This is a genomic window from Microbacterium sp. VKM Ac-2870 (assembly GCF_015350795.1).
Taxonomy (GTDB): domain Bacteria; phylum Actinomycetota; class Actinomycetes; order Actinomycetales; family Microbacteriaceae; genus Microbacterium.
Map to the genome: position 1 here is coordinate 618681 of NZ_JADKSH010000002.1, position 24204 is coordinate 642884.

At 69.4% G+C, this 24204-nt stretch carries 23 protein-coding genes; 17 read left to right on the forward strand and 6 right to left on the reverse strand.

All coding sequences use genetic code 11. The features are described 5' to 3' along the window. Positions 1 to 31: 31 nt before the first annotated feature. Positions 32 to 655 (reverse strand): acetate uptake transporter family protein, encoded by a 624-nt coding sequence (locus ITJ43_RS06760; RefSeq protein ID WP_194583043.1) that lies wholly within the window; start codon positions 653 to 655, stop codon positions 32 to 34. A gap of 107 nt (positions 656 to 762) precedes the next feature. Between ITJ43_RS06760 and nusA the strand changes: the two genes are divergently transcribed. The 4 genes from nusA (at position 763) to rbfA (ending at position 5490) form a co-directional block, all read left to right on the forward strand. Then, positions 763 to 1749: a transcription termination factor NusA gene (nusA, locus tag ITJ43_RS06765; protein ID WP_194583044.1), complete on the forward strand. Its 987-nt coding sequence runs from the start codon at positions 763 to 765 to the stop codon at positions 1747 to 1749. A gap of 26 nt (positions 1750 to 1775) precedes the next feature. Next, positions 1776 to 2027: a YlxR family protein gene (locus ITJ43_RS06770; protein WP_194583045.1), complete on the forward strand. Its 252-nt coding sequence runs from the start codon at positions 1776 to 1778 to the stop codon at positions 2025 to 2027. A 92-nt stretch (positions 2028 to 2119) separates the two neighbouring features. After that, positions 2120 to 4903 (forward strand): translation initiation factor IF-2, encoded by a 2784-nt coding sequence (gene infB, locus ITJ43_RS06775; protein WP_194583046.1) that lies wholly within the window; start codon positions 2120 to 2122, stop codon positions 4901 to 4903. 146 nt (positions 4904 to 5049) lie between these two features. Further along, positions 5050 to 5490, forward strand: a complete 441-nt coding sequence (gene rbfA / locus ITJ43_RS06780; protein ID WP_194583047.1) for a 30S ribosome-binding factor RbfA — start codon at positions 5050 to 5052, stop codon at positions 5488 to 5490. Between the two features lie 4 nt (positions 5491 to 5494). On the opposite strand, the gene ITJ43_RS06785 is transcribed toward rbfA, so the two are convergent. Both ITJ43_RS06785 and ITJ43_RS06790 read right to left on the reverse strand, forming a co-directional pair. Continuing rightward, positions 5495 to 5980 carry a flavodoxin family protein gene (locus ITJ43_RS06785; RefSeq protein ID WP_194583048.1) on the reverse strand — a complete coding sequence of 162 codons (486 nt, stop codon included), beginning with the start codon at positions 5978 to 5980 and terminating at the stop codon, positions 5495 to 5497. A gap of 77 nt (positions 5981 to 6057) precedes the next feature. Next, the gene (locus tag ITJ43_RS06790) at positions 6058 to 6924 is read right to left on the reverse strand and encodes an A/G-specific adenine glycosylase (protein WP_194583049.1); all 867 of its coding nucleotides are present in this window, start codon (positions 6922 to 6924) and stop codon (positions 6058 to 6060) included. A 111-nt stretch (positions 6925 to 7035) separates the two neighbouring features. On the opposite strand from ITJ43_RS06790, the gene truB reads away from it, so the two are divergent. From truB to ITJ43_RS06810, 4 genes are read left to right on the forward strand one after another with little or no spacing between them, the layout of a single operon-like run. After that, on the forward strand, positions 7036 to 7950 hold the full coding sequence (gene truB, locus ITJ43_RS06795) for a tRNA pseudouridine(55) synthase TruB (protein ID WP_194583050.1): 915 nt from the start codon (positions 7036 to 7038) through the stop codon (positions 7948 to 7950). After that, positions 7947 to 8315, forward strand: coding sequence for a hypothetical protein (locus ITJ43_RS06800; protein WP_194583051.1), 369 nt, complete (start codon positions 7947 to 7949; stop codon positions 8313 to 8315). Before truB ends, ITJ43_RS06800 begins: the two co-directional genes overlap by 4 nt. 44 nt (positions 8316 to 8359) lie before the next feature. Further along, positions 8360 to 8866: a hypothetical protein gene (locus ITJ43_RS06805; protein WP_194583052.1), complete on the forward strand. Its 507-nt coding sequence runs from the start codon at positions 8360 to 8362 to the stop codon at positions 8864 to 8866. Then, a complete protein-coding gene (locus ITJ43_RS06810) occupies positions 8863 to 9810 on the forward strand; it encodes a bifunctional riboflavin kinase/FAD synthetase (RefSeq protein WP_194583053.1) in 948 nt (315 codons plus the stop codon). Before ITJ43_RS06805 ends, ITJ43_RS06810 begins: the two co-directional genes overlap by 4 nt. Positions 9811 to 9852: 42 nt before the next feature. On the opposite strand, the gene deoC is transcribed toward ITJ43_RS06810, so the two are convergent. Continuing rightward, positions 9853 to 10569 carry a deoxyribose-phosphate aldolase gene (deoC, locus tag ITJ43_RS06815; RefSeq protein ID WP_194583054.1) on the reverse strand — a complete coding sequence of 239 codons (717 nt, stop codon included), beginning with the start codon at positions 10567 to 10569 and terminating at the stop codon, positions 9853 to 9855. Positions 10570 to 10683: 114 nt separating this feature from the next. Between deoC and ITJ43_RS06820 the strand changes: the two genes are divergently transcribed. The 4 genes from ITJ43_RS06820 (at position 10684) to ITJ43_RS06835 (ending at position 16715) form a co-directional block, all read left to right on the forward strand. After that, entirely contained in the window at positions 10684 to 10893 is a 210-nt protein-coding gene (locus tag ITJ43_RS06820; protein WP_194583055.1) for a heavy-metal-associated domain-containing protein, read from the forward strand. A gap of 22 nt (positions 10894 to 10915) precedes the next feature. Next, on the forward strand, positions 10916 to 13189 hold the full coding sequence (locus ITJ43_RS06825; RefSeq protein ID WP_194583056.1) for a heavy metal translocating P-type ATPase: 2274 nt from the start codon (positions 10916 to 10918) through the stop codon (positions 13187 to 13189). A 225-nt stretch (positions 13190 to 13414) separates the two neighbouring features. After that, positions 13415 to 15574, forward strand: coding sequence for a DEAD/DEAH box helicase (locus ITJ43_RS06830; RefSeq protein ID WP_194583057.1), 2160 nt, complete (start codon positions 13415 to 13417; stop codon positions 15572 to 15574). A 112-nt stretch (positions 15575 to 15686) separates the two neighbouring features. Next, on the forward strand, positions 15687 to 16715 hold the full coding sequence (locus ITJ43_RS06835) for a 6-phosphofructokinase (RefSeq protein WP_194583058.1): 1029 nt from the start codon (positions 15687 to 15689) through the stop codon (positions 16713 to 16715). Between the two features lie 131 nt (positions 16716 to 16846). Here the strand turns inward: ITJ43_RS06835 and ITJ43_RS06840 are convergent, their stop codons facing one another. After that, positions 16847 to 17683, reverse strand: a complete 837-nt coding sequence (locus ITJ43_RS06840) for a DUF559 domain-containing protein (RefSeq protein ID WP_194583059.1) — start codon at positions 17681 to 17683, stop codon at positions 16847 to 16849. Positions 17684 to 17888: 205 nt separating this feature from the next. Then, positions 17889 to 20012, reverse strand: a complete 2124-nt coding sequence (locus ITJ43_RS06845; RefSeq protein ID WP_323741150.1) for a S9 family peptidase — start codon at positions 20010 to 20012, stop codon at positions 17889 to 17891. Positions 20013 to 20187: 175 nt separating this feature from the next. Here ITJ43_RS06845 and ITJ43_RS06850 point away from each other — a divergent pair, with 175 nt between their 5' ends. From ITJ43_RS06850 to ITJ43_RS06870, 5 genes are all read left to right on the forward strand, one after another. Beyond that, the gene (locus ITJ43_RS06850) at positions 20188 to 21471 is read left to right on the forward strand and encodes an inorganic phosphate transporter (protein ID WP_194583060.1); all 1284 of its coding nucleotides are present in this window, start codon (positions 20188 to 20190) and stop codon (positions 21469 to 21471) included. Then, complete coding sequence (locus ITJ43_RS06855) at positions 21471 to 21803, forward strand: peptidase (protein WP_194583061.1); 333 nt, start codon at positions 21471 to 21473, stop codon at positions 21801 to 21803. Before ITJ43_RS06850 ends, ITJ43_RS06855 begins: the two co-directional genes overlap by 1 nt. A 45-nt stretch (positions 21804 to 21848) precedes the next feature. After that, a complete protein-coding gene (locus tag ITJ43_RS06860) occupies positions 21849 to 22754 on the forward strand; it encodes a phosphodiesterase (RefSeq protein ID WP_194583062.1) in 906 nt (301 codons plus the stop codon). Positions 22755 to 22832: 78 nt separating this feature from the next. Next, positions 22833 to 23216 (forward strand): MerR family transcriptional regulator, encoded by a 384-nt coding sequence (locus ITJ43_RS06865; RefSeq protein ID WP_194583063.1) that lies wholly within the window; start codon positions 22833 to 22835, stop codon positions 23214 to 23216. Then, on the forward strand, positions 23213 to 24199 hold the full coding sequence (locus ITJ43_RS06870; protein ID WP_194583064.1) for an aldo/keto reductase: 987 nt from the start codon (positions 23213 to 23215) through the stop codon (positions 24197 to 24199). The genes ITJ43_RS06865 and ITJ43_RS06870 overlap by 4 nt, the downstream gene beginning before the upstream one ends. Positions 24200 to 24204 lie beyond the last annotated feature (5 nt).

Below are 24204 nucleotides of genomic sequence, written 5' to 3' on the forward strand. Positions count from 1 at the left end.
CTCCCGGTGCCGGCGACGCGTCGTGTCTCGTTCACGGCTCGCGGTCGGTGATCCCGCTGCGGAACCAGGCCGGCCCCAGAGGAAGGATGCGTCGGCCCATCGTTCGCCACGCGAACTTCTCCACGAGCATGTACGCCGCCGTCGCCGAAGCGCCCAGAAGCAGCCATGCGCCGACCACGCCCACCTTGTCCGATCCCACGAATGACCCGACGGATTCGAGAGCGAGCCCGAGACATACCAGCAGCAGGGTGACCGGGAGCGCCGAATTATGCGTGGCCCCGGCGAACATGAATCCGAGCGCGAGCACCGCGAACATCATCGAGAACAGCGGCCGCGCGGGACCGGAGACTTCGAAGAAGCCCAGTTCGCCGCCCAGCAGGAAGCCCGGCATGCAGATCCAGTACCAACCGAACGCGTTGTAGACGATGAAATGGAAGTCGTCGCCGATGAAGTACGAGAGCATGCCCGCGGTCACCTGGACCACGCCGCCGAACACCGCGCCCACCCAGAACACCGCGCTTTCGTTGTGCACGCCGAGGTGCGCCAACTGGGCGGTGAGGGTGGCGAGCACGAACCCCAGCAGACCGATCAAGCCGGGATCGGCGCGGCGCGGCGTCGGCAGCGCGCGCCCGATCGAGGTGGAGGCGGCATCCATCTGGCAAGTATGCACGGCACGGGCGTCCGCTGCCGCGGGCCCATCGGCTAAAATTGTGCAGATGACCGAGGGTGACCTCGCGTCGAGAGCTGAATAGGGAGGCACCTGTGGACATCGATCTGGGACTGCTACGGACGGTCGAGCGCGAGAAGGAGATCCCGTTCGAGGAACTCGTCGGGATTATCGAGCAGGCGATCCTCACCGCATACGCCAAGCACACGTCTCCCACGGGAGAGCTTCCCGACGGCGCCCGCGCCGAACTCGACCGCAAGACCGGCCATGTCGCCGTCTTCATCCCGCTACGCGATGAAGAGGACGTCATCATCGGCGAAGAGGAGTCGACTCCCGAGGACTTCGGTCGCATCGCCGCTTTCGCCGCGAAGCAGGTCATCGGACAGCGCCTGCGCGACATCGCCGACGAGGCCGTGCTCGGCGAGTTCCGCGGCAAGGAAGGCGACATCGTCGCCGGCGTCATCCAGCAGGGTCCGAACCCGCGCATGGTCCACGTCGACCTCGGCACCGTCGAGGCGATCCTCCCGCCCGAAGAGCAGGTCGCGGGTGAGCAGTACACCCACGGCTCGCGACTGCGCGTTTACGTGACCTCGGTCTCCAAGGGCACCAAGGGACCGCAGATCACTGTGTCGCGTACGCACCCGGGCCTGGTGCGCAAGCTCTTCGCGCTCGAGGTGCCCGAGATCGCGTCGGGCCTGGTCGAGATCACTTCGCTCGCGCGTGAGGCCGGTCACCGCACGAAGATCGCCGTCGTCGCGAAGGATCCCGCGATCAACGCCAAGGGCGCGTGCATCGGTGAGCTCGGCCGGCGTGTACGGGCCGTCACCGAAGAGCTCGGCGGCGAGAAGATCGACATCGTCGACTACAACCCCGAACTGGCCGCGTTCGTCGCCAACGCGCTGTCTCCCGCCAAGGTGACCTCGAGCTTCATCCTCGACGCCGGCACCAAGGCCGTGCGCGCACTGGTGCCCGACTACCAGCTGTCCCTCGCGATCGGCAAGGAGGGCCAGAACGCCCGCCTCGCGGCGAAGCTCACCGGCGCCAAGATCGACATCCAGCCCGACAGCATCTTGGAGTCGTGACGGCTACAAGCGGCAACGGGGGTAAGATGGAACCCGTTCGAACGTGCGTGGGATGCCGCGCGCGCGTCGCCTGCTCCACCCTCTTGCGAGTCGTGGAGCGAGACGGTGTCCTCGTCCCCGACGAGAAGGCCGTCCTCCCCGGGCGGGGCGCATGGGTGCATGACACGAGCGCGTGTGTGGATGCCGCTATCCGGCGTCGCGCCTTCGGACGAGCATTGCGTGTGTCGGGTCCACTCGACACGCAGACCTTTCAACACACCCACCAGCGAAACGGCTGAACGGCTATGGACACAAAGTGAACGGCTCGAAATGAGACCCGTCCGCAAGTAACGGTCTGCCCTGTCCGGGGGAGACCTCAGACAGGAGAATTGTGGCAAACCCACGCGTGCACGAAATCGCCTCCGAGATCGGCGTCGACAGTAAAGTCGCCCTCGCGAAGCTGAAGGAGCTCGGCGAATACGTCAAGAGCCCCTCATCCACCATTGCGCCCCCCGTGGCGCGCAAGCTCCGTGCGGCCCTCGAGGCCGACGGCACCGCGAAGAAGTCCACCGACGCCGCGCCCGCCGCGTCGAGCACCGCATCGCGGACGCCCACCCCCGGCTCTGCCCGTCCGGGCGCCCGTCCCGGCCCGGCCAAGCCCGCAGCTCCGGCTCCGGCCGCGCCCGCCGCGGCAACCCCGGCACCCGCTGCAGCAACCGCACCGGCCCCGGCTCCGGCCGCGCCTGCCGCACCTGCGGCATCCGCTCCGGCCGCTGAAGCGTCGGCGGCCGACTCCGCGACGCCCGACGCAGCCACTCCCGCCGCGCCCCGTCCCGGCGGCGCCCCGCGTCCGGGCAACAACCCGTTCGCGTCTGCGCAGGGCATGGGTCAGCGTCCCGCCGGCCCCCGTCCCGGTAACAACCCGTTCGCGTCCGCGCAGGGCATGGGTCAGCGGCCCAGCCCGACTCCCGGCAACATCCCGCGTCCGCAGGCGCCGCGTCCCGGCGCCCCGCGTCCGGGTGCGCCCCGTCCCGGCGGCGCAGGTCGTCCCGGCGGCGGCGGTCGTCCCGGCGCGCCGTTCCAGCAGCGTCCCGGCGGTCCCGGTCGTCCCGGCGGTGCCGGTGGCTTCCAGCGCCCCGGCGGCACGGGTGGTCCCGGCGCTCCCGCCGGCGGCTTCGCGGGTCGTCCCGGTGGCGGCGGCGGTCGCGGCCGTGGACCCGGCGGCGGTACCGCGGGTGCCTTCGGTAAGGGCGGTGGCAAGAGCAAGCAGCGCAAGTCGCGTCGGGCCAAGCGGCAAGAGTTCGAGATGCGGTCGGCACCGATTGTCGGTGGCGTCAACGTCTCGAAGGGCAACGGCGAGATCATCCGCCTGCGTCGCGGCGCGTCGATCGCTGACTTCGCCGACAAGCTCGAGGCACTGCGCGGGTACACCGTGCAGCCCGGCACGCTGGTGACGATCCTCTTCAACCTCGGCGAGATGGCGACGGCAACCGAGTCGCTCGACGAAGCCACGTTCGAGGTTCTGGGTGCCGAGCTCGGCTACAAGATCCAGATGGTCTCGCCCGAGGACGAGGACAAGGAGCTCCTGGAGGGCTTCGGTCTCGATCTCGAGGCCGAGCTGGAGGCGGAGAGCGAGGACGATCTCGAGATCCGTCCGCCCGTGGTCACCGTCATGGGTCACGTCGACCACGGTAAGACCCGACTGCTCGACGCCATCCGCCAGACGAATGTCGTGGCGGGCGAAGCCGGCGGCATCACGCAGCACATCGGTGCGTACCAGGTGTGGACCGAGCACGAGGGCATCGAGCGTGCGATCACCTTCATCGACACCCCGGGTCACGAGGCGTTCACCGCCATGCGTGCCCGTGGTGCGCAGGTGACCGACATCGCGATCCTCGTGGTCGCCGCCGACGACGGCATCATGCCGCAGACGGTCGAGGCGCTCAACCATGCCCAGGCCGCCGGCGTGCCGATCGTCGTCGCGGTCAACAAGGTCGACAAGCCCGACGCCAACCCGGCCAAGGTGCGCCAGCAGCTCACCGAGTACGGGCTGGTCGCCGAGGAGTACGGCGGCGACGTCATGTTCGTCGACGTGTCGGCGCGCGAGAACCTCAACATCCAGGCTCTGCTGGATGCCGTGCTGCTCACCGCCGACGCGGGTCTGGACCTCACGGCCAACCCGAACAAGGCGGCGCGCGGTATCGCGATCGAAGCGAAGCTCGACAAGGGTCGCGGTTCGGTGGCCACCGTCCTCATCCAGTCCGGAACGCTACGCGTCGGCGACGCGATCGTCGCGGGAACGGCCTACGGCCGCGTCCGCGCCATGATCGACGAGAACGGTGACGCCGTCGAGGAGGCCTGGCCTTCGCGTCCGGTGCAGGTGCAGGGTCTGAACTCGGTGCCCCGCGCCGGCGACGTCTTCATCGTCACCGAGGAAGACCGCCTGGCCCGCCAGATCGCCGAGAAGCGTGAAGCCGCTGAGCGCAACGCTCAGCTCGCCAAGGCCCGCAAGCGCATCTCGCTCGAGGACTTCACCCGTGCTCTGGAAGAGGGCAAGGTCGAGTCGCTCAACCTCATCATCAAGGGTGACGTCTCCGGTGCCGTCGAGGCGCTGGAGGAATCGCTGTTGAAGATCGAGGTCGACGACAGCGTCCAGCTGCGCATCATCCACCGCGGTGTCGGTGCGATCACCGAGTCGGACATCAACCTGGCCACGATCGACAACGCGATCGTGATCGGCTTCAACGTCCGTCCCGACACGAAGGCGCGCGAGCGTGCCGCCCGTGAAGGTGTCGACGTGCGCTTCTACTCGGTCATCTACAACGCGATCGACGACGTCGAGCAGTCGCTCAAGGGTCTGCTCAAGCCGGAGTTCGAAGAGGTCCAGTCGGGTGTCGCCGAGATCCGCGAGGTGTTCCGCTCCTCGAAGTTCGGCAACATCGCCGGTGTCATCGTGCGATCGGGAACGATCACGCGAAACGCCAAGGCGCGCGTCATCCGCGACGGTGTGGTGCTGGCCGACGGCCTGGCGATCGAATCGCTGCGCCGGTTCAAGGACGACGTTACCGAGGTCCGTACGGACTTCGAGGCGGGTATCGGTCTGGGCAAGTACAACGACATTCAGATCGGTGACGAGATCGAGACGACCGAGATGGTGGAGAAGCCGCGCGGCTGATCCGCACTTTTTGGCTGCGGCTGCGCCGATCGCGTCGCGGAGGCAAGAGCGGGGCCCCTACCCCGATTGCCTCCGCGGCGCGACCGGCTCCGCCTTCGCCTTTACTGCGGCGCAGTCGCGTCGCTGTGGTGTGAAGGGAAGAAAAGATGTCTTCAGAACGGCAGGCGAGACTCGCCGACCGCATCCGCGTGCTCATCGCCGAGCGGCTCGAGAAGGGGCTGCGCGACCCGCGCCTCGGCTTCGTGACGATCACCGACGTGCGTGTGACGGGTGACCTGCAGCACGCATCGGTCTTCTACACCGTCTACGGCGACGAGAAGGCTCGCGAAGACTCCGCTGCCGCCCTCAAAGCGGCGACCGGCATGCTGCGCAGCGAGGTCGGAAAGCACCTCGCCGTGCGCCTCACCCCGTCGCTCGAGTTCATCCTCGACGCTCTTCCCGAAAACGCCGGCCACATCACCGAGCTTCTGCGCGAGGCGCAGGAACGCGACGCCGCTGTGGCCGGGCTGGCCGCAGGAGCCGCGTACGCCGGAGACGCCGATCCGTACGTCAAGCCGCGCGAAGACGACGAGGACGACGAGGCATAAGCCGTCAGCGACCGAGCGTGCGTCCCCACGCGGACGCGCGTTCGAGTTCGCCCTCTTCGAGCGGGCCGCTTCGCCCCGTCACGAAGAAGTCCCTCGCGGCATCCACCGTCATTCCGTGTGCCCGCGCAGCCTTCGCGGCCGCCGTTGCGGCCGATCCGCTGAGGCGCCCGTGCCCCTGCTTCGTGCCGAAGGTGGCGATGCGGAGGCCCGTCGGCGCAGCGGTCACGCCCGCCAGCCACTCGCGGATGCCGGACTGCGTCGGTGTCCGGTCGTCCTTGGCGACGTCGGCCCGCGTCTGCGCACGCGACATCGAGAACACGTGGATGGGGCCGCCGACGAGCAGCAGATCCAGATCTGCGGGCAGGGTCGCCGGGGCGACGTCGACCGCGACGACCTCGACCTCGCCGCCGGTCGCGACGCCCTCGCCGATGGCCCGGGCGACCTGCTCGGTGTTGCCGAACTGCGATTCGTACACGATCAGCGCTTTCATGAGGCGCACCGTACGCCCCTGACCCCCGCGGCGCATCGCCCTCTCGCCGGAAGAATGCACACGCGGGACAGACGACCTCAGCGGGGCAGGCGCAGGTGCGCTCCGTCGGATTCGATGAGTCCGTCGATCAGGAGCGAGTCGATCGCCCGCCCGCGTTGCACCGGATCGGGCCAATCGGCGATGACGGCAGCCTCCGGCGCTTCGTGAGCGTCCGCCGCCCGCAGCGTGCGCAGCACCGCGCCCCGGGCCTGACGGTCGCTGCCCTCGTACGACGCCTGCTTCCGGCGTTGATCGCCCGTGTCGGGGTATCCGGCGGCCCGCCAGACGCAGAGCGAGGCGATCGGGCAGATATCGCAGCGCGCGGCGCGCGCGGTGCAGACGATGGCCCCGAGTTCCATCATCGCGGCGTTCATCACCGCGGCATCGGTCACATCGGCCGGAAGCAGCCGCTCCATGGCGGCGAGATCCCCGCGTGCGGGCGGACCGGGCTGAGACCTGCCCTCGACCGCCCGCGCGATGACGCGTCGCGTGTTGGTGTCGACCACCGGATGCCGGTCGCCGTACGCGAACACGGCGACCGCGCGCGCGGTGTAGTCGCCGATCCCGGTCAACGCGAGGAGGGCATCCACATCACGTGGGACGACCCCGTCGTGGCGGTCGCGGATCTCGACCGCGGCACGGTGCAGCCACAGCGCGCGACGCGGATACCCGAGGTTCGCCCATTGCGCCACGGCGGCCGCGGGGGAGTCGTCGGCAAGGGCAGTCGGAGTGCGCCACCGCGCCAGCCAGGCCTCGAGCAGCGGAATCACGCGCTGCACCGGCGTCTGCTGCAGCATGAACTCGCTGACGAGCACGCCCCAGGCGCCGAAACCCGGCGCACGCCACGGTAGATCGCGTGCCGTCTCGCGGTACCACGCGATCAGCGCGGGGGCGAGGGCGGGCATTCGACCAGCCTACGTGGGCCGCGTGCGCAGCTCTGCCGGAGTCGGCCCAGCGGCCTCTGGAGGCCGGCGCCGCAGATCTCGGGCGGAGGTGTGCGCGCCTAGGCTGGAGCAATGCCCGCGTCACCCGCCGCCCCGAACGGCGTCCTGCTCGTCGACAAGCCCCCGCACCTCACGAGCCACGATGTCGTGGCCCGCGCGCGCCGCGCGCTGAACACCCGCAAGATCGGCCACGCCGGCACTCTCGACCCGATGGCGACGGGTCTGCTGATTCTGGGCGTCGGCCCCGCGACTCGACTGCTCACGTTCATCGTCGGCCTGGGCAAGACTTACGAGGCGACCATCCGGCTGGGAGTGTCGACCGATTCCGATGACGCCGACGGGGTGGAGAACCAGCGAGCGGATGCCCGGGCTCTCGCCGCCCTTACGGATGCCCGCATCGCCGCGGGGATCGCCGCGCTCACCGGAGAGATCGACCAGGTGCCGAGCACGGTCTCGGCGATCAAGGTCGGGGGCAAGCGGGCTTACGACCTGGCTCGCGCCGGCCAGGAGGTCGAACTCGCCGCGCGCCGCGTCACCGTTTCGCGGTTCGACGTCACCGCCCAGCGACCCGGAAGCGACGGGACGATCGAGCTCGACGTGGTCGTCGACTGCTCCAGCGGCACGTACATCCGGGCCCTCGCCCGCGATCTCGGCGCCGACCTCGGCGTCGGTGGCCACCTCACCGCGCTGCGCCGCACGCGCATCGGTTCCTTCGACGTGGCCGATGCCGTTGCCGAGATCACACCCGCGGCGTCGCTGGTGTCGCCCGCCGAGATCGCGGCATCCGTGTTGGGAGCCTTCCCCGTCACGGTCGAGGAAGCCCGTGATCTGCGCCACGGCAAGCGCCTGGCGGGAGCCGCCGGACGCCTTGACGGCGCCCTCACCCCGACCCCCGCGGCAATCGACCCCGACGGCCGCCTCGTCGGCATCGTCGAGCGCCGGGGCGCCGACGTGAAGAGCGCGATGAACATGGCGGGGGACGCATGATCGAGTGGTTCGCCCTCGCCCAGGTCGTGGTTGCCGTCCTCGCCGGATTGCTCGCGATCTCGCTCGGCCTCGCCGGCCGCCGGCCGAGCGACCTCACCGTCGGCGGCCTCGCGCTGGTGCTCCTGTTGCTGCTCGTGCAGGTCGTCGTCGCGATCGTGGCTCCGCTGAGCGGCAACCCGCCCCTCGGGAGCGCGCTCGAGTTCTGGGTGTATCTCGTGTCTGCGGTGTTGATCCCGCCGGCATCCGTTATCTGGGCTCTCCTCGAGCGCAGCCGATGGAGCACGGTGATCATGGGGATCGCGGCGCTCTCGGTCGCCGTCATGGTGTGGCGTATGCAGGTGATCTGGACCACCGTCGGCATGTGAGCGCGGGCACCCGCCGGGGCGTCGCCGCCTATCATTGACAGGTCATGACTTCGCCACAGCTCGATCCCGCCGGCCCGGTCCGGATGACCGGCATCGGTCGGGTGCTCGTGGTCGTCTACGCGATCATGGCGCTCGCGGCGACCGGGCGTTCGTTCGTGCAGATCGTGCAGGACTTCGCGGCCGCACCTCTCGCCTATACGCTCTCCGCCGTCGCCGCCGTCGTCTACATCCTCGCGACGGTCGCCCTTGTGAAATCCGACGCCCGCCGCTGGTTCGTCATCGCGTGGATCGCGATCTGTTTCGAGCTGGCGGGAGTGCTCATCGTCGGCACGCTGAGTCTCACGCACCCCGAACTGTTCCTCCACGACGCGACGGTCTGGTCGGGGTACGGCTTCGGGTATTTCTGGGTGCCCCTGGTGTTGCCGTTCGTCGGCCTCTGGTGGCTGCGCAGCGGCGGCCGGGCACAGAACGACGAGGCGGCGGATGCCGCGACGCCTTCCACCGTGCGCATCGGCGACGGCGCCTCCACGAGCGGGAGGTCCAGCTGGTGATCATCTTCCACGACCCGGCGGAGATCCCCGCCGGTTTCGGACCGAGCGTCGTCGCGATCGGCAAGTTCGACGGCGTGCACTCCGGCCATCGTGCGGTCATCGACCGCGCTCGCGTGACGGCGGCCGACGCCGGCGCACGGGTCGTCGCGGTGACCTTCGACCGCAATCCGCTGAGCCTGCTGCGCCCGGATCTCTGCCCGCAGGCGCTCTGCAGCGTCGATCAAAAGCTCGATCTCCTCGCGTCAGCGGGAGTGGATGCGACCCTCGTTCTTCGCTTCGACGAGGCGCTCGCCGCGCGGGAACCCCGTGCCTTCGTCGAGCACGTCCTGCTGAGTCTCGGCGTCATCACGGTCATGGTGGGCGACGACTTCCGATTCGGTCGCGGGGGAGTGGGAGATCCGGAGCTGCTCACCGAGCTGGGGCGCGAATACGGTTTCGTGGTCGACGTGGTCGGCGACGTGCAGGGTGGTGGACGCCGCGTCTCGTCGACGTGGGTGCGCGACCTGCTCGCTGTCGGCGATGTGGCGGGCGCGGCACGTCTGCTCGGGCGCCCGCATGCGGTCGAGGGTGAGGTCGTCCACGGGCTCAAGCGCGGACGCGAGCTGGGGTATCCCACCGCGAACCTATCGGCGGATGCCGAGGGTTTCATCCCGGCCGACGGTGTGTACGCGGGCTGGCTCGTGGACCTCGGCGTCGACGGCACCGCCGTCACCACACGGTACCCGGCCGCGATCTCGGTGGGCACCAATCCGACGTTCGACGACGTGCCGACCCGCCAGGTCGAAGCGTACGTCCTCGACGAAACGGGCTTGGATCTCTACGGGCATCGCGTGCAGATCCACTTCACGCAGCGGGTACGCGGAATGGTCGCGTTCGAGGGCATCGATGCGCTCATCGCCCAGATGGACGACGACATCATGCGCGTGCGCGCCGCCCTCGCCTGATCCGGCCGTCACCTGATCACGCCAGGACGGCGGCTCTTCGCGTCAGTAGGAGGCGGCGTCCACCGCTCCGGTGGCGCGCTCGCCGGCATCCACACGACGGGCCTCGCCGAGGATGACGGCGCTGCCGCTGGTGCCCAGGCGCGTGGCGCCGGCCGCGAGCATCGCGAGGGCATCGGCGTAGCTGCGGACCCCGCCCGAGGCCTTGACCTGAACGTCGGGACCGACGCTCGCACGCATGAGCTCGACGTGCGGCACGGTCGCGCCGCCGCCGGCGAAACCGGTGGAGGTCTTGACGAAGTCGGCGCCACCGGTCTCGGTGAGCCGGCTGCCGCGCGCGATCTGCTCTTCGTCGAGGAGGGACGTTTCGAGGATGACCTTCGTGACCTTGCCGGATGCCGCCGCGACGACGGCTGCGATGTCGGCGACGACCGCGTCGTCGAAGCCGGAGCGGAGCGCGCCGATGTTGATCACCATGTCGAACTCCACGGCGCCGTCGGCGAGCGCCTGCTGCACCTCGGCCACCTTGGCAGCGGTCGAGGTGGTGCCGTGCGGGAAGCCGATGACGGTGCCGACGTTCACGCCGGTGCCCGCGAGGCGCTGCACGGCGTAGGAGATGTCGCTCGGTCGAACGCACACGCTGAACACGCCCCATTCGGCGGCGATGTCGAGTTCGGCGTCGACGTCGGCGCGGGTCAGTTCGGGCTTGAGGATGGCGTGATCGATCGTCGCGGCGAGAGCGCGCTCGGAGATGGTGGACATGTTCTCAGCCTACGCCAGCGCGGTCGGGGAATACCCCAGGGGGGTATCATCGTTCGTATCGACAGTCGCCCGATTCCGACAGGGATCTCCGGGCCTGCGGCGAAAGGAATCAGGATGACCACGCACACGTACACCGTCGAAGGCATGACCTGCGCGCACTGCGCCGGAGCCGTCAGTCGTGAAGTCGGCAAGATCTCCGGCGTCAGCGACATCGCCGTCGACGTCACCGAGGGCACGCTCACCGTCACTGTCGATGGCCCGGCGCCCGACAGCGACATCGTGGCCGCGGTCGACGAAGCGGGCTACGCCGTCGTCCTGAACTGACCGCGAACGAAGGAGAACCGAGATGAGCCTGTCGACAACCGCGGCGTCACCCGAATCCCGTGCCCACGTGGTGCTCGAGATCGAAGGGATGACCTGCGCGAGCTGCGTCGCCCGCGTGGAGAAACGACTCGAACGGCTCGAGGGCGTCTCGGCATCCGTGAACCTCGCGACCGAGTCGGCGCGCGTGGACTACCCGCGCGAGGTCGACACCGGCGCACTCGTGGCCGCCGTCCGCGAAGCGGGCTACGACGCACACGTCCGTCAGCACAGCGGTAGGCCGGTCCCCGAAGCCCACGAGCACGGCGCCGGCCATGTGCACGATGTCGAAGACCGGCCGGGTGCGACGCCCTTGCTCACTAGGTTGATCGTCAGCGCCCTGCTGGCGGTACCGGTCGTCGTGCTCGGCATGGTGCCCGCGTGGCAGTTCTCGGGATGGCAGTGGGTCTCGCTCGTTCTCGCCACTCCCGTCGTTCTCTGGGGAGGCTGGCCGTTTCACCGCGCCACGTTCGCCAACGCCCGCCACGGCGCCATGACGATGGACACGCTCATCACCCTCGGCACGGGAGCCGCGTACCTGTGGAGCGTGTGGGCGCTCGTGTTCGGCACGGCCGGCCATCTCGGCATGCGCCACGAGGGAGGTCTGTTCGCCCCCGTCCATGATCCGTCCTCGTTGGTGTACTTCGAGGTGACGGCGGCCGTGACGGTCTTCCTCCTGCTCGGGCGCGTCATCGAGCAGCGGTCGAAGCGCCGCGCCGGTGCCGCCGTGCGCGCGTTGATGGAGCTGTCGGCCCGCGACGTCGAACTGCAGGACGGGCGGCGCGTGCCGATCGAACAGCTGAGGGTCGGCGACGCTTTCGTGGTCCGCCCCGGCGAGAAGGTCGCCACCGACGGTCGCGTCGTCAGCGGACGCGCCGCGGTCGACGAGAGCATGATCACCGGCGAGGCGGTGCCCGTCGACGTGGATGCCGGGGCCTCCGTCACCGGCGGCACGATCGCGACCGACGGTCGACTGGTCGTCGAGGCGACCTCGATCGGCGACGGCACGCGACTGGCGCGACTGGCGCGCTTGGTGGAGGACGCTCAAGCCGGTAAGAGCCGCGTCCAGCGCCTCGCCGACCGCATCTCGGCCGTCTTCGTGCCCGTCGTGATCGCGCTCGCCGTCGTCACGCTGCTGGGGTGGCTGATCGTGGGCGGTTTCTCCGGGGCGTCGATCGCCTCCGGCTTCACAGCGGCCGTCGCGGTGGTCATCATCGCCTGCCCGTGCGCACTGGGACTCGCCACCCCGATCGCGATCCTGGTCGGCACCGGCCGCGGCGCCCAGCTCGGCGTGCTGATCACGGGACCCGAGGCGTTGGAAGCCGCCGACCGCATCGACACCGTCGTGCTCGACAAGACGGGTACGGTGACCGAAGGTGCCATGGCGGTGACGGCCGTCACCTCGGTGGGGGATGCCGATGGCGACGACGTCGCGCACGTGATCGGGTCACTCGAGCACGCGTCCGAGCATCCCTTGGCGCGTGCCGTCGCCGCGCTCGCCGCACAGCCGAGCGCCGTGACGGACTTCGCGGGACGGGCCGGGCTCGGCGTCACGGGGGTGGTGGACGGACACCGCGTGTTCGCCGGTCGCCCCGCGTTCGTCGCCGACACGCTCGGCGCGCAGCTCGACGCCGACACCCTCGCGGCGGTCGCCGCCGCTGAGCGTCGCGGGGCGACCGCGGTCGTCGCCGGCTGGGACGATCGCGTGCGCGCCGTCATCGCGGTCGCCGACACCGTGCGCCCGGACAGTGCAGCCACGGTCGCCGCTCTCGAAGCGCTGGGCCTGGACGTCGTCCTGCTCACCGGTGACAACGCGGGTGCCGCGCACGCGGTCGCGGAGGCGGTCGGCATCCGCCGGGTGATCGCGGGGGTGCTGCCGGAGGGCAAGGTCGCCGAGATCGACCGTCTGCACGCCGACGGGCGCCGGGTCGCGATGGTCGGCGACGGCATCAACGACGCTGCTGCCCTGGCGAGCGCCGACCTCGGTATCGCGATGGGTTCGGGTACGGATGCCGCGATGCACGCCAGCGACATCGCTATCACCGGCCAGGGCCTCGCCCCGGTGCTCACAGCCATCCGCCTCAGCCGTCGCACGATGCGTATCATCCGCGGCAATCTCTTCTGGGCGTTCGCGTACAACGTCGCGGCGCTGCCGCTGGCGGCGTTCGGTCTGCTGAACCCGATGATCGCCGGAGCCGCGATGGCGTTCTCCAGCGTGTTCGTCGTGCTCAACAGCCTGCGCCTGCGCACCACCCGCTGACCCCCCCCGCCTGAGTTCACACACGGCTGCTCGCGGGCGGGGTGAAGGGCGCGCTAGAATGGACGGCGAGGCATTTTGCCTTCGTCGCCGCAGCTTGCAGAAGCGAGTGCCCGCAGCCGGAGGATCCCCGTCTCGTCCCACCCGCGGCATCCGTCGTGGGCTTGACTGACCGGTCGTACGACCGGATGCACGCCGGATATCCGGCGACTCACGCTCAGGAGGAGCATGCCGACCACGGCATCCGCACCCGCGTCCCGTCGACGCGGATCGTCCCACCGCAGTTCGTCCGCACGTCGCGACGACGACGCCCCCCTCATCCCGATCCTCGCCCGCAAGGTGCGCGAGGTCGAGGCGAAGGCGCAGAAGGGCAAGCTCGGACCCACCAACCGGGTGAAGTTCCAGGTCATCGCGTTCCTGGTTCGCGAGGAGCGCGCCCGTGTCAAAGCCGACGACTCCACGCCGACGGCCGCCCGCGCCGAGCTTCTCAAGCGCCTCGATGGCGTGGCGACGATCCTCGCCAAGACCGCGGCGCGCGACACCTCGCTCATCCAGCTGCTCGAAGTCGACCAGGCTGCCTCCCCGGTCGCCAAGCGCATGCGTCGCGACTGGCTGCTCGAATCGGGTGCCGAGCTGCCCGAAGACGAGTTGATCATCACGGATGTCGCGCCGAAGCAGACCCCGGTGGTTCCCGCAGCGCTCGCAGAGCGCCAGGTCTTCCCGCCGCAGATCGAGGCGCGCCGCGAGGCCAACCCGTTCCTCGCGCCCGACGTGGCGCTGCGTGCACCGGCATCCACAGCCCGCCGTCGCCTCGACGGCTGGGAGCTCATGGGCCCGCTCTACAAGGCGTTCGAGACGGGCGCCGGTGGCGCTACCGCCTCGATGGAGCTGCCGCCGGTTCCGGAGTTCGACCGCATCTCGCCCAAGGGGCTCGAGATCATGCCGCACCAGTCGCGCTTCCTCGAAGCCGTCCGCGGTGGACATCGTTCTTTCCTGCTCGCTGACGAGCCCGGCCTCGGCAAGACCGCCGAGTCGGTGCTCGCGGCGTCCATCGCCGACGCGTATCCGCTACTGGCCGTCGTGCCGAACGTCGTGAAGATGAACTGGGCGCGCGAGGTCGAGCGGTGGACACCGCAGCGTCGCGCCACCGTGATCCATGGCGACGGTGACACGGTCGACGCGTTCGCCGACGTGTTCATCGTCAATTACGAGGTGCTTGATCGTCACCTGTCGTGGCTCGGCTCGCTGGGGCTGAAGGGCATGGTCGTCGACGAGGCGCACTTCATCAAGAACCTCACCTCGCAGCGGTCGCAGAACGTGCTGGCTCTGGGCAGCCGCATCCGCGAGCAGGTGCGCAACCCGCTGATGCTCGCCCTCACGGGAACGCCGCTGATCAACGATGTCGAAGACTTCGACGCGATCTGGCGCTTCCTCGGCTGGACCAACGGCGAAAAGCCCGGCCCCGAGCTGATGGAGAAGCTCGATGCGACGGGATTCACGCCCGCCGACAAGGCGTTCTACCCGGAGGCCCGCGACGCGGTGATCTCCATGGGCATCGTTCGCCGCAAGAAGAAGGATGTCGCCGCCGACCTTCCCGACAAGCTGATCGCCGATCTGCCGGTCGAGCTGGACGACGAGTTCGGCCGGTCCATCCGTGACGCCGAGCGCGAGCTCGGGTCGCGTCTGGCCGCCAAGTACCGCCGCATCATCGAAGCGCGTGGCGATAAGGTGCTCATCGGCGAGGTCGATGAGGACATCGTGCGTCTCGTCGCCCACGGCGAGCTCGAAGACGCCAAGTCCGCCGGCGCCGGTGCAGACAACGTCTTCACGATGGTCCGCAAGATCGGCCAAGCCAAGGCCCATCTCGCGGCCGACTACGCCGTGCAGCTGCAGCGATCGGTCGGCAAGGTCGTCTTCTTCGCGAAGCACATCGACGTCATGGATGCCGCGGAGGCGCATTTCGCGGCATCCGGACTTCGCACCATCTCGATCCGCGGAGACCAGACGACGACCGCTCGACAGCAGGCCATCGACGCGTTCAACACGGAGCCCGATGTGGCGATCGCGGTGTGCTCGCTCACGGCGGCCGGCGTCGGTCTCAACATGCAGGCCGCGTCGAACGTCGTGCTCGCGGAGCTGTCGTGGACGGCGGCGGAGCAGACGCAGGCGATCGACCGTGTGCACCGCATCGGACAGGACGAGCCCGTCACGGCATGGCGGATCATCGCCGCGCACACGATCGACACCAAGATCGCCGAGCTGATCGATTCCAAGCAGGGCCTTGCTCAGCGCGCGCTCGATGGCGCGCAGCTCGACCCGACCTCGAGCGATTCGGTGCAGTTGTCCGCCCTCATGCACCTGCTGCGAGAGGCGCTCGGCGCGGCGTGAACCGGCCGGGATTATCGACGGCGTAGGCGGTGGCATCCATCCGCGATCCGGCGATAGTGTCGAAGACGGCAGCGTCGCCGACCCACATCCCGAATCACCAAAGGATCTCCACATGAAGATCGGCATCCTCACCAGCGGCGGAGACTGCCCCGGCCTCAACGCGGTCATCCGCGGTGTGGTCCTCAAGGGCACGACGAACTACAACATCGAGTTCGTCGGCATCCGCGACGGATGGCGCGGCGTCGTCGACGGCGACTTCTTCCCCCTCACCCGTCATGAGGTGAAGGGTCTGTCCAAGGTCGGCGGCACGATCCTCGGCACGAGTCGCACCAACCCCTACGAGGGTCCCCGCGGCGGCGCCGAGAACATCGCGAAGACGCTGTACGGCCATCACATCGACGGCATCATCGCGATCGGCGGCGAGGGAACGCTGGCAGCGGCGAACCGGCTGTGGAACGACGGCATCAACGTCATGGGCGTGCCGAAGACGATCGACAACGACCTGCGTGCGACCGACTACTCCTTCGGCTTCGACACCGCCGTGAACATCGCCACCGACGCGATGGATCGCCTCCGCACCACCGGTGACTCGCACCAGCGCTGCATGGTGGCCGAGGTCATGGGTCGCCATGTCGGCTGGATAGCTCTGCACTCGGGCATCGCCGCTGGCGCGCACGTCATCTGCATCCCCGAGGTGCCGATGTCGATCGACGAGATCGTCGGACAGGTACAGAAGGCCCACGACCGCGGCCGCGCGCCGCTGGTCGTCGTGTCGGAGGGCTTCACGCTCAAGGGCATGGACGAGGCCTTCAGCGACAAGGGACTCGACGCTTTCAACCGCCCCCGCCTGGGGGGCATCAGCGAGGTGCTGGCCCCCGAGATCGAGCGCCTGACCGGCATCGAGACCCGCGCGACCGTGCTGGGTCACATCCAGCGCGGCGGATCGCCCTCGGGCTTCGACCGCGTGCTCGCGACCCGGCTGGGTCTGCACGCCGCCGACGTCGTGTACGAGCAGGCGTGGGGCCAGATGGTCTCGATGAAGGGCACCGACATCGTGCGGGTGCCGTTCGCGGAGGCGCTCGGCGAGCTGAACACCGTGCCGATCTACCGCTACGAAGAGGCGGCCGCGCTCTTCGGCTGAGATTTTCCGGCTCCGGCCGGACACCGGCGATCCGCCCGGAACAGGACGATGCTCGTCGCGAGCGCCTGTGCCGGGCGGATCGCCTGTTTTCAGCGCGTCGTTCGCAGGTTCGTTGCCGCGTCGGCGCCCTCTCATCGCGCACGGTGAAGACCCTGGGCGATGGCGAGCATCACCGTCTCACGGACGTAGCCGTCATCGAAGAGCACCTGCGCGTAGTCGAAGCGGAGCACGGTGAATCCACGCAGTGCGAGCCGCGCATCGGCACGCAGGTCGCGCCGTCGATCGCGTGCCTGGTGAAACGCGAAACCGTCGATCTGCACGGCGAGCCGCTCACCGATGAGACCGTCGAGGGGATGCCCGTCGACCCACACCTGCTGACGCAGGAGGACCCCGCTATCCCGCATGAGCGCGGCGAAGACGGTCTCGACGCCCGAGTCGGACAGCGAGCCGGCGAGTGACGCCAGCTCCGCCGCCCTCACCGATCGCCACCGCACGCGGGCCGCGACCTCGGGCGCAACCAGCCCGGTGCGAAACGCCGATTCCCACACGGCGAGAGCGTCGCGCCGGGGGAGGCAGCGGGCGGCGTGGAAGAGCAGATTGAGCGGGTGGTCGGTCGGATCCGTCCGGGCGAGCGGTACGGGTCCCTGAGCCCAGTGGAGGTGGATGCCGGCGGTCGCGGTCGCCGACGAGGTGCGCGGCACGGCGACGTGGGGCGAGGGTGGGGCGTGCGGTATCCACAGGCCGCGACGCCCTGCCGCGCTCACACAGGTCAGACGTCCGCCGAGTTCTGCGGCGGCGATGACGGCGGCATCCGCGTCCGGTGTCGCCAGCCAACTCCGCCGCACCCGCAGGAGAGCGCCGGTCGCGACAGCGGTGGTGATGCGATGCTTCGAGTAGCCGGCATCCCTCAGCGTCGTGCTGTGCGCGATGCCGCCTCGCGCGCGCACCCATTCACCGACGACATCCATGCCGGAACCCTGCCCCGGCCGCACCGGCCGCGGGCGCGGGAGGCTCTGCGCCGTGGAGTGTTCGGTCGTTTCAGGCTCTGGGGAGGAGGCGGCTGGCTCGCCTCGCCGCAGGCGATCGGCCGAGCGCAGGACGATATCACGCGTACCCGCCTGCGTCGGGCAGATCGCCTGTTTTCGGCAGCTGCCGGGCGCCGCCGCGTCAGCCTCAGACCTCGGCGAGCCCGAGGACGTCCAGCAGCCAAGCGAGTTCGAACGAGCGCTGGTGCCACGAGTTGTACCGGCCCGAGACGCCGCCGTGGCCGGCGACCATCTCGCACTTCAGCAGCGCGTCGGCGCCCACGTCCCGCAACCGTGCGACCCACTTCGCGGGCTCCACGTAGTAGACCCGGGTGTCGTTGAGTGAGGTGGTCGCGAGGATCCGCGGGTAGGTCACGCCCTCGCGCACGTTCTCGTACGGCGTGTACGACTTCATGTAGGCGTACACCTCGGCGTCGTGCAGGGGGTCGCCCCACTCGTCCCACTCGATCACCGTCAGCGGCAGCGACGGGTCGAGGATGGTCGTCAGCGCGTCGACGAAGGGGACGTCGGCGAGGATCCCGGCGAACAGCTCCGGGGCGAGATTGGCCACCGCGCCCATCAGCAGCCCACCGGCCGAGCCGCCTTCGGCCACGAGGGTCGCCGGGGACGTGACGCCGGTGTCGACGAGGTGACGGGCCACGGCGACGAAGTCGGTGAAGGTGTTGCGCTTGTGCTGCAGCTTGCCGTCCTCGTACCATTGCCGGCCAAGTTCACCGCCGCCGCGCACGTGTGCGACGGCGAACACGACACCGCGATCGAGCATCGACAGGCGCGCCACCGAGAACCCCGGTTCGATCGAGTGCTCATACGAGCCGTAGCCGTAAAGGTGCACCGCGCGTGGGGCCTCTCCCGGCTCCCCGAACGAGCGCTTCCACACGAGTGAGACGGGCACGCGGGTGCCGTCGGATGCCGTGACCCACTCGCGCCGCTGGGCGTAGTGCTCCGGGTCGTAGCCGCCGAGCACCGGCTGTCGCTTGCGCAGCAGCAGCTCGCCCGTGGCGACCTCGTAGTCGTACACGGTGCCGGGGGTGAGGAACGAACCGAAACCGAGCCGCACGACGGGTGGTGCCCACTCCGGGTTGCCCGACGCGCCCGCGGTGTAGAGCTCCTCAGCGAAGGCGAGTTCGTCGACGGCCCCGGTGCGGTAATCGAGGATTCCCATGCGGGCGAGTCCGTCGCGGCGATAGGACACGACAGCCCAGTCGCGGAAGGCCGACACGTCCAGCAGACGTCGTCCGGTCGTGTGGGGCAGGACGACCTCGCGGGCTCCGGCGGGGTCGGATGCCGACACCCGCACGAGCTCGAAGTCGAGCGCATTCTCGTTGTGCACGATGTAGAGCACGTCCTCGCCGTCGACCACCGCGTGGGTGGCCGAGTACTCGACGCCCTCGCGACGCGGCCAGATCGAGCGCGGCTCGGCGCGGAGGTCGGCGGCATCCACGAGATATTCCTCCGTGGTGATGGAGGATCCGACCTCGATCACGAGGTACTTCTCGCTGCGGGTGAAGCCCGCGCCGACCCAGTAGCGCTCATCGGGTTCGTGGAAGAGGCGGACATCGTCGGCGGACGCCGTGCCGACTTCATGAAGCCAGACGGTGTCGGGGCGCCACGCGTCGTCGACGGTCGTGTAGACGATGTGGCGGCCATCCGGCGAGAACCCGGCCCCCGACGACGTGTTCTCGACGACGTCGGGCAACGTCTCACCGGTGACGAGATCGCGGATGCGGAGCGTGTAACGCTCGTCTCCTTCGACGTCGACGCCGTACAAGAGGCGCGAGCCGTCCGTGGTCACGTCGAAGCTGCCCAGGGAGAAGAACTCGTGCCCATCTGCTTCGATGTTGCCGTCGAGCAGCACCGTCTCGCCGGGCACGTCCACACCGGGAGTCAGCACGGGCGGAGTCCAGTCGTCGGGGCCGGCCAGAGGTGCGCGGCAGTGGATGCCGTACTGCTTGCCCTCGACGGTGCGCCCGTAATACCAGAACGCGCCCTGCCGAGTGGGCACGGAAAGGTCGGTCTCCAGGGTGCGCGCCTTGATCTCGTCGAAGATCCGCTGGCGGAGTCCGGCCAGGTGCGTGGTGCGTGCCTCGGTGTAGGCGTTCTCCGCCTCCAGATGGGCGATGACCTCGGCATCCTCCTTCGCGCGGAGCCACTCGTAGTCGTCGTGCATCTCGTCGCCGTGATGCCGACGAATGGTCGGGCGCGCGGCGGCGGTGGGAGCGGTCAGCGGCGAAGCGGCGGAGTCACGGGTCACCGCTCCACGCTAATCGACGACAGGCGCATCGAGGCGGAGGACCGTTCGATGGGAACGCCCGGGATGTGGGAGGATTTCTGTGTCCGGTTGCCGGAACATGAACCCACGGTGAACTCTTCGTTCGCGCCGCCGATCGCATCGGCTCCCTTCCTCTGTAACCCGACGAAAGCGAACTGTGGAAACCGCCGCCCTCATCGTCGTGCTGGTGATCGCGCTGGCGCTGTTCTTCGACTTCACGAACGGCTTTCACGACACCGCGAACGCGATGGCCACGCCGATCGCGACCGGCGCTCTCAAGCCCAAGGTTGCTGTCCTGCTCGCCGCGAGCCTCAACCTCGTGGGCGCGTTCTTGTCCACGGAGGTCTCCAAGACCATCTCGCACGGCATCGTCCGCGAGGACCAGATCGAGCCGCTGGCCTTCTTGCCGATCATCTTCGCCGGCCTCATCGGCGCCATCACCTGGAACATGCTGACCTGGCTGCTGGGCCTGCCGTCCAGCTCATCGCACGCTCTCTTCGGCGGCCTCATCGGTGCCACCTTGGTGGGCGCGAGCGCCGCCGCGATCGATTTCGGAATGGTGCTGAGCAAGGTGGTGCTGCCCGCACTGATCGCGCCGTTCACGGCCGGGGTGATCGCCTTCCTCGCCACCCGCCTGGCCTATGCGGTCACGCGCCGCTACGACAGCAAGCCCGACGGACGCGACGGCTTCCGCTGGGGTCAGATCTTCACGTCTTCGCTCGTCGCGCTCGCCCACGGCACCAACGACGCGCAGAAGACCATGGGCGTCATCACCCTCGCGCTCATCATGGCCGGCTGGCAGAACGCCGCGCACGCCGACCCGCAGCTCTGGGTCATCCTGGCGTGCGCGCTGACGATCGCGTTGGGCACGTATATGGGGGGATGGCGCATCATCCGCACGCTGGGTAAGGGGCTCACCGACGTCAAGCCCGCGCAGGGGTTCTCGGCCGAGACCTCGACCGCGGCGACGATCCTGGCCTCCAGCGCACTCGGATTCGCCCTCTCGACGACGCAGGTCGCGTCGGGCTCGGTCATCGGCTCGGGTCTCGGTCGCCGCGGCTCGACGGTGCGTTGGCGCACGGTCGGGCGCATCGCGATCGGATGGGTGCTGACCTTGCCGGCATCCGCCGCCGTCGGCGCTTCCGCGGCACTTCTGGTGGTGTGGTTCGGCAGTGCGGGCATCTTCATCGACGCCGTGCTGGCCGTCGCCATCATCGTGCTCATGTTCGTGCGCTCCCGGCACAACCAGGTCGACTCCTCCAACGCGATGAGCGAGGTGGCCGACTCCGGTCTCGCCGTGAAGGTCAAGCGCAATCCACCGCCCACCCGCCGTCAGCGCGCGATCCTGCGTGCCGAGCGTGCACAGCAGAAGGCCGCGCGGGCGGACGAGAAGGCGCGCCGGGCGGAGAAGAAGTCCGACGAAGCGAAGGGAGAGCGGTGATGGGCATCTCGATCGACTGGTTCGCCTTCGTCCAGGTCTTCGCCGCCGCCCTGACCGGCGCCGTGCTCGTGGTGGCCTTCTACGCCATCGGGCTGCGCCTGCTCGTGCGCAGCGGACATGCGCCGGTGGTCGCGCCCGCGGAGTTCACCGACGCGATCACCGTGATCACGGAGAAAGAGGCCAAGCGTGCGGCCAAGGCCGCCGCGAAGGCCGCCAAGAAGAGCCCCCTCACCGAGGGGCAGAAGCGGCTCGCCCTCGTCGGCGCCTACGCCTCGTTCGCGTTCTGCGGCATCGCTGTGCTCGCCGGGCTCGCGCTCATCGTCATCCGCTGACGCCCGCGACCGCGCGGCGTCGCCGGCCCCGCCTAGGCTGAGTGCATGGATGCCGCGTCGCCCCGTTTCGGTGTACACCCGCCCGCGCGACGGGTCATCGTCCACCTCAGCGACACCCATCTGCTCGCGGGCAATCGACCGCTCGGCGGGCGCTACGACACGGCGGCGAACCTGCAGGCCACGCTCGCCGCGGTGGAACGCACCGGCGTCCGGCCGGATGCCATCGTGTTCACGGGGGATCTGACCGACCTCGGCGAGCCCGACGCCTACGCCGCGCTGCGCGCCGCCGTCGAACCCGTCGCGGAGCGGCTCGGAGCTCCCATCGTGTGGGTCGCGGGCAACCACGACGAGCGGCCCGCGCTGCGCGCCGGGCTGCTCGACGGTCCCGCGACGGCGGAACCGGTCACCGGGGTGTGGGACCTCGGAGGTCTTCGGCTCATCGCGCTCGACTCTTCTGTGCCGGGGTGGCACCACGGCGACCTCGACGACGCGCAGCTCGCGTGGCTCCGTGGCATCCTGTCCACGCCGGCACCCCGGGGAACGATCCTGGCGCTGCATCACCCGCCGCTGCCGAGTCACATCCCGTTCTTCGACATCCTCGAGCTGCGCCACCAGAGCGAGCTTGCCGACGTCATCGCCGGCAGCGACGTGCGTGCGATCCTGGCGGGACACCTGCACTACTCGGCGTCCGGCACGTTCGCCGGCATCCCGGTGAGCGTCGCCTCAGCGAGTTGCTACACGATGAACCTGCAGCGTCCGCCGCACGAGGTCAACGGTATGGACGGGGGCCAGTCCTTCCAGCTCGTCCACGTCTACGACGACACCATCACCCACGCGGTCGTGCCGGTCGGCGATGCCGAGACGGCCGAGGTGTTCACGCCGCAGTGGGTGGAGCGGATGGCGGCGCTGAGCCCGCAGGAGCGCCTGGAGGATTTCTCGCGCAAGCGGTGACGCCGCTGAGCGGGCCTGCAGGGTCCGTTCCGCGCCTGCGCTTGACTTCGAGCGCGCTCGAAGTTCTACCGTGGTCTCATGACCCTCCTCCACGACGGCGTCTCCATCGCCGAGGCCGCCGAAGCCACCGGCGTTTCGACGCACACCTTGCGCTACTACGAACGTGCAGGCTTGATGCTGGCGCCGGTCGATCGGGCATCGTCCTCCCACCGGCGCTATTCGGATGCCGACCTCGCGTGGGTCGGCTTCCTCACCCGCCTGCGCATGACAGGCATGCCCATCGCCGGCATCCGGCGCTACACCGAACTCGTCCGCGGTGGGGAGGCCACCGTGCCGGAGCGGCATGAGCTGCTCGTCCAGCACCGCGAACGCGTGCGCGCACAGCTCGCCGAGATCACCGCGAGCCTGCGGGCCATAGACCACAAGATCGACATCTACGACAAGGAGATCGCCCACTCATGAAATCCACGACTCTCGGAACCGTTCCCGGCCTGCAGGTCAGCCGCGTCGGCCTCGGGCTGATGGGCATCAGCGCGTTCTACACCGGCGCCGGCCAGGACGACGCCGACGGTGCCCGCACCATCCTCGGCGCCCTCGATCGCGGCGTCACTCTGCTCGACACCGCGGAGATGTACGGCCCCTACACGAACGAGGAGCTGCTCGGCCGCACCCTGGAGGAGTCCGGCCGCCGCGACGAGGCGGTCATCGCCACGAAGTTCGGCACCGTCCGTCACACCGCCGGCGGCGAGCGTGGCCTCGACGGCACCCCGGAGAACGTGCGCCTCGCGGTGGAGGGGTCGCTGCGCCGTCTGCGCACCGACCGCATCGACCTGTACTACCAGCACCGGATGGATCCGTCGACGCCCATCGAAGACACCGTCGGCGCCCTCGCCGAGCTCGTCGCCGAAGGGAAGATCCGCGGTTACGGCCTGTCCGAGGCGTCGGTCGCGACCATTCGCCGCGCGCACGCGGTTCACCCGGTGACGGCGATTCAGACGGAGTACTCGCTCTGGACCCGCGACCCCGAGGCCGAGCTGCTGCCCGCCTTGCGTGAACTGGGCATCGGGTTCGTGCCGTACTCGCCGCTCGGCCGCGGTTTCCTCACCGGCGCCATCCGCTCGCTCGACGTGCTCGATGACGATGACTTCCGAAAGAGCAATCCTCGCTTCGCCGACGGTGCGTTCCAGGCGAACCTCGCCATCGTCGACGCCGTCGAGAAGATCGCACAGGATGCCGGCGCCACCCCGGCGCAGGTCGCGCTGGCCTGGCTGCTGGCACAGGACGAGCACATCGCGCCCATCCCCGGCACGCGCAAACTGAGCCGCGTGGAGGAGAATATCGGCGCCGTCGACCTCGAGCTCACACCCGCGCAGCTGGCCGCCCTCGACGGTCTGGCCGCGCCGGTGGGGGAGCGCTACGCCGATATGTCGAGCGTCAACCGCTGAGTCAC

Excerpts from the sequence above, each read along its gene's own strand:
- ITJ43_RS06760 (WP_194583043.1), bottom strand. The coding sequence starts at position 655 with ATGGATGCCGCCTCCACCTCGATCGGGCGCGCGCTGCCGACGCCGCGC.
- ITJ43_RS06770 (WP_194583045.1), top strand. The coding sequence starts at position 1,776 with ATGGAACCCGTTCGAACGTGCGTGGGATGCCGCGCGCGCGTCGCCTGC.
- rbfA (WP_194583047.1), top strand. The coding sequence starts at position 5,050 with ATGTCTTCAGAACGGCAGGCGAGACTCGCCGACCGCATCCGCGTGCTC.
- ITJ43_RS06785 (WP_194583048.1), bottom strand. The coding sequence starts at position 5,980 with ATGAAAGCGCTGATCGTGTACGAATCGCAGTTCGGCAACACCGAGCAG.
- ITJ43_RS06790 (WP_194583049.1), bottom strand. The coding sequence starts at position 6,924 with ATGCCCGCCCTCGCCCCCGCGCTGATCGCGTGGTACCGCGAGACGGCA.
- truB (WP_194583050.1), top strand. The coding sequence starts at position 7,036 with ATGCCCGCGTCACCCGCCGCCCCGAACGGCGTCCTGCTCGTCGACAAG.
- ITJ43_RS06800 (WP_194583051.1), top strand. The coding sequence starts at position 7,947 with ATGATCGAGTGGTTCGCCCTCGCCCAGGTCGTGGTTGCCGTCCTCGCC.
- ITJ43_RS06805 (WP_194583052.1), top strand. The coding sequence starts at position 8,360 with ATGACTTCGCCACAGCTCGATCCCGCCGGCCCGGTCCGGATGACCGGC.
- deoC (WP_194583054.1), bottom strand. The coding sequence starts at position 10,569 with ATGTCCACCATCTCCGAGCGCGCTCTCGCCGCGACGATCGATCACGCC.
- ITJ43_RS06820 (WP_194583055.1), top strand. The coding sequence starts at position 10,684 with ATGACCACGCACACGTACACCGTCGAAGGCATGACCTGCGCGCACTGC.
- ITJ43_RS06825 (WP_194583056.1), top strand. The coding sequence starts at position 10,916 with ATGAGCCTGTCGACAACCGCGGCGTCACCCGAATCCCGTGCCCACGTG.
- ITJ43_RS06830 (WP_194583057.1), top strand. The coding sequence starts at position 13,415 with ATGCCGACCACGGCATCCGCACCCGCGTCCCGTCGACGCGGATCGTCC.
- ITJ43_RS06835 (WP_194583058.1), top strand. The coding sequence starts at position 15,687 with ATGAAGATCGGCATCCTCACCAGCGGCGGAGACTGCCCCGGCCTCAAC.
- ITJ43_RS06840 (WP_194583059.1), bottom strand. The coding sequence starts at position 17,683 with ATGGATGTCGTCGGTGAATGGGTGCGCGCGCGAGGCGGCATCGCGCAC.
- ITJ43_RS06855 (WP_194583061.1), top strand. The coding sequence starts at position 21,471 with ATGGGCATCTCGATCGACTGGTTCGCCTTCGTCCAGGTCTTCGCCGCC.
- ITJ43_RS06860 (WP_194583062.1), top strand. The coding sequence starts at position 21,849 with ATGGATGCCGCGTCGCCCCGTTTCGGTGTACACCCGCCCGCGCGACGG.
- ITJ43_RS06865 (WP_194583063.1), top strand. The coding sequence starts at position 22,833 with ATGACCCTCCTCCACGACGGCGTCTCCATCGCCGAGGCCGCCGAAGCC.
- ITJ43_RS06870 (WP_194583064.1), top strand. The coding sequence starts at position 23,213 with ATGAAATCCACGACTCTCGGAACCGTTCCCGGCCTGCAGGTCAGCCGC.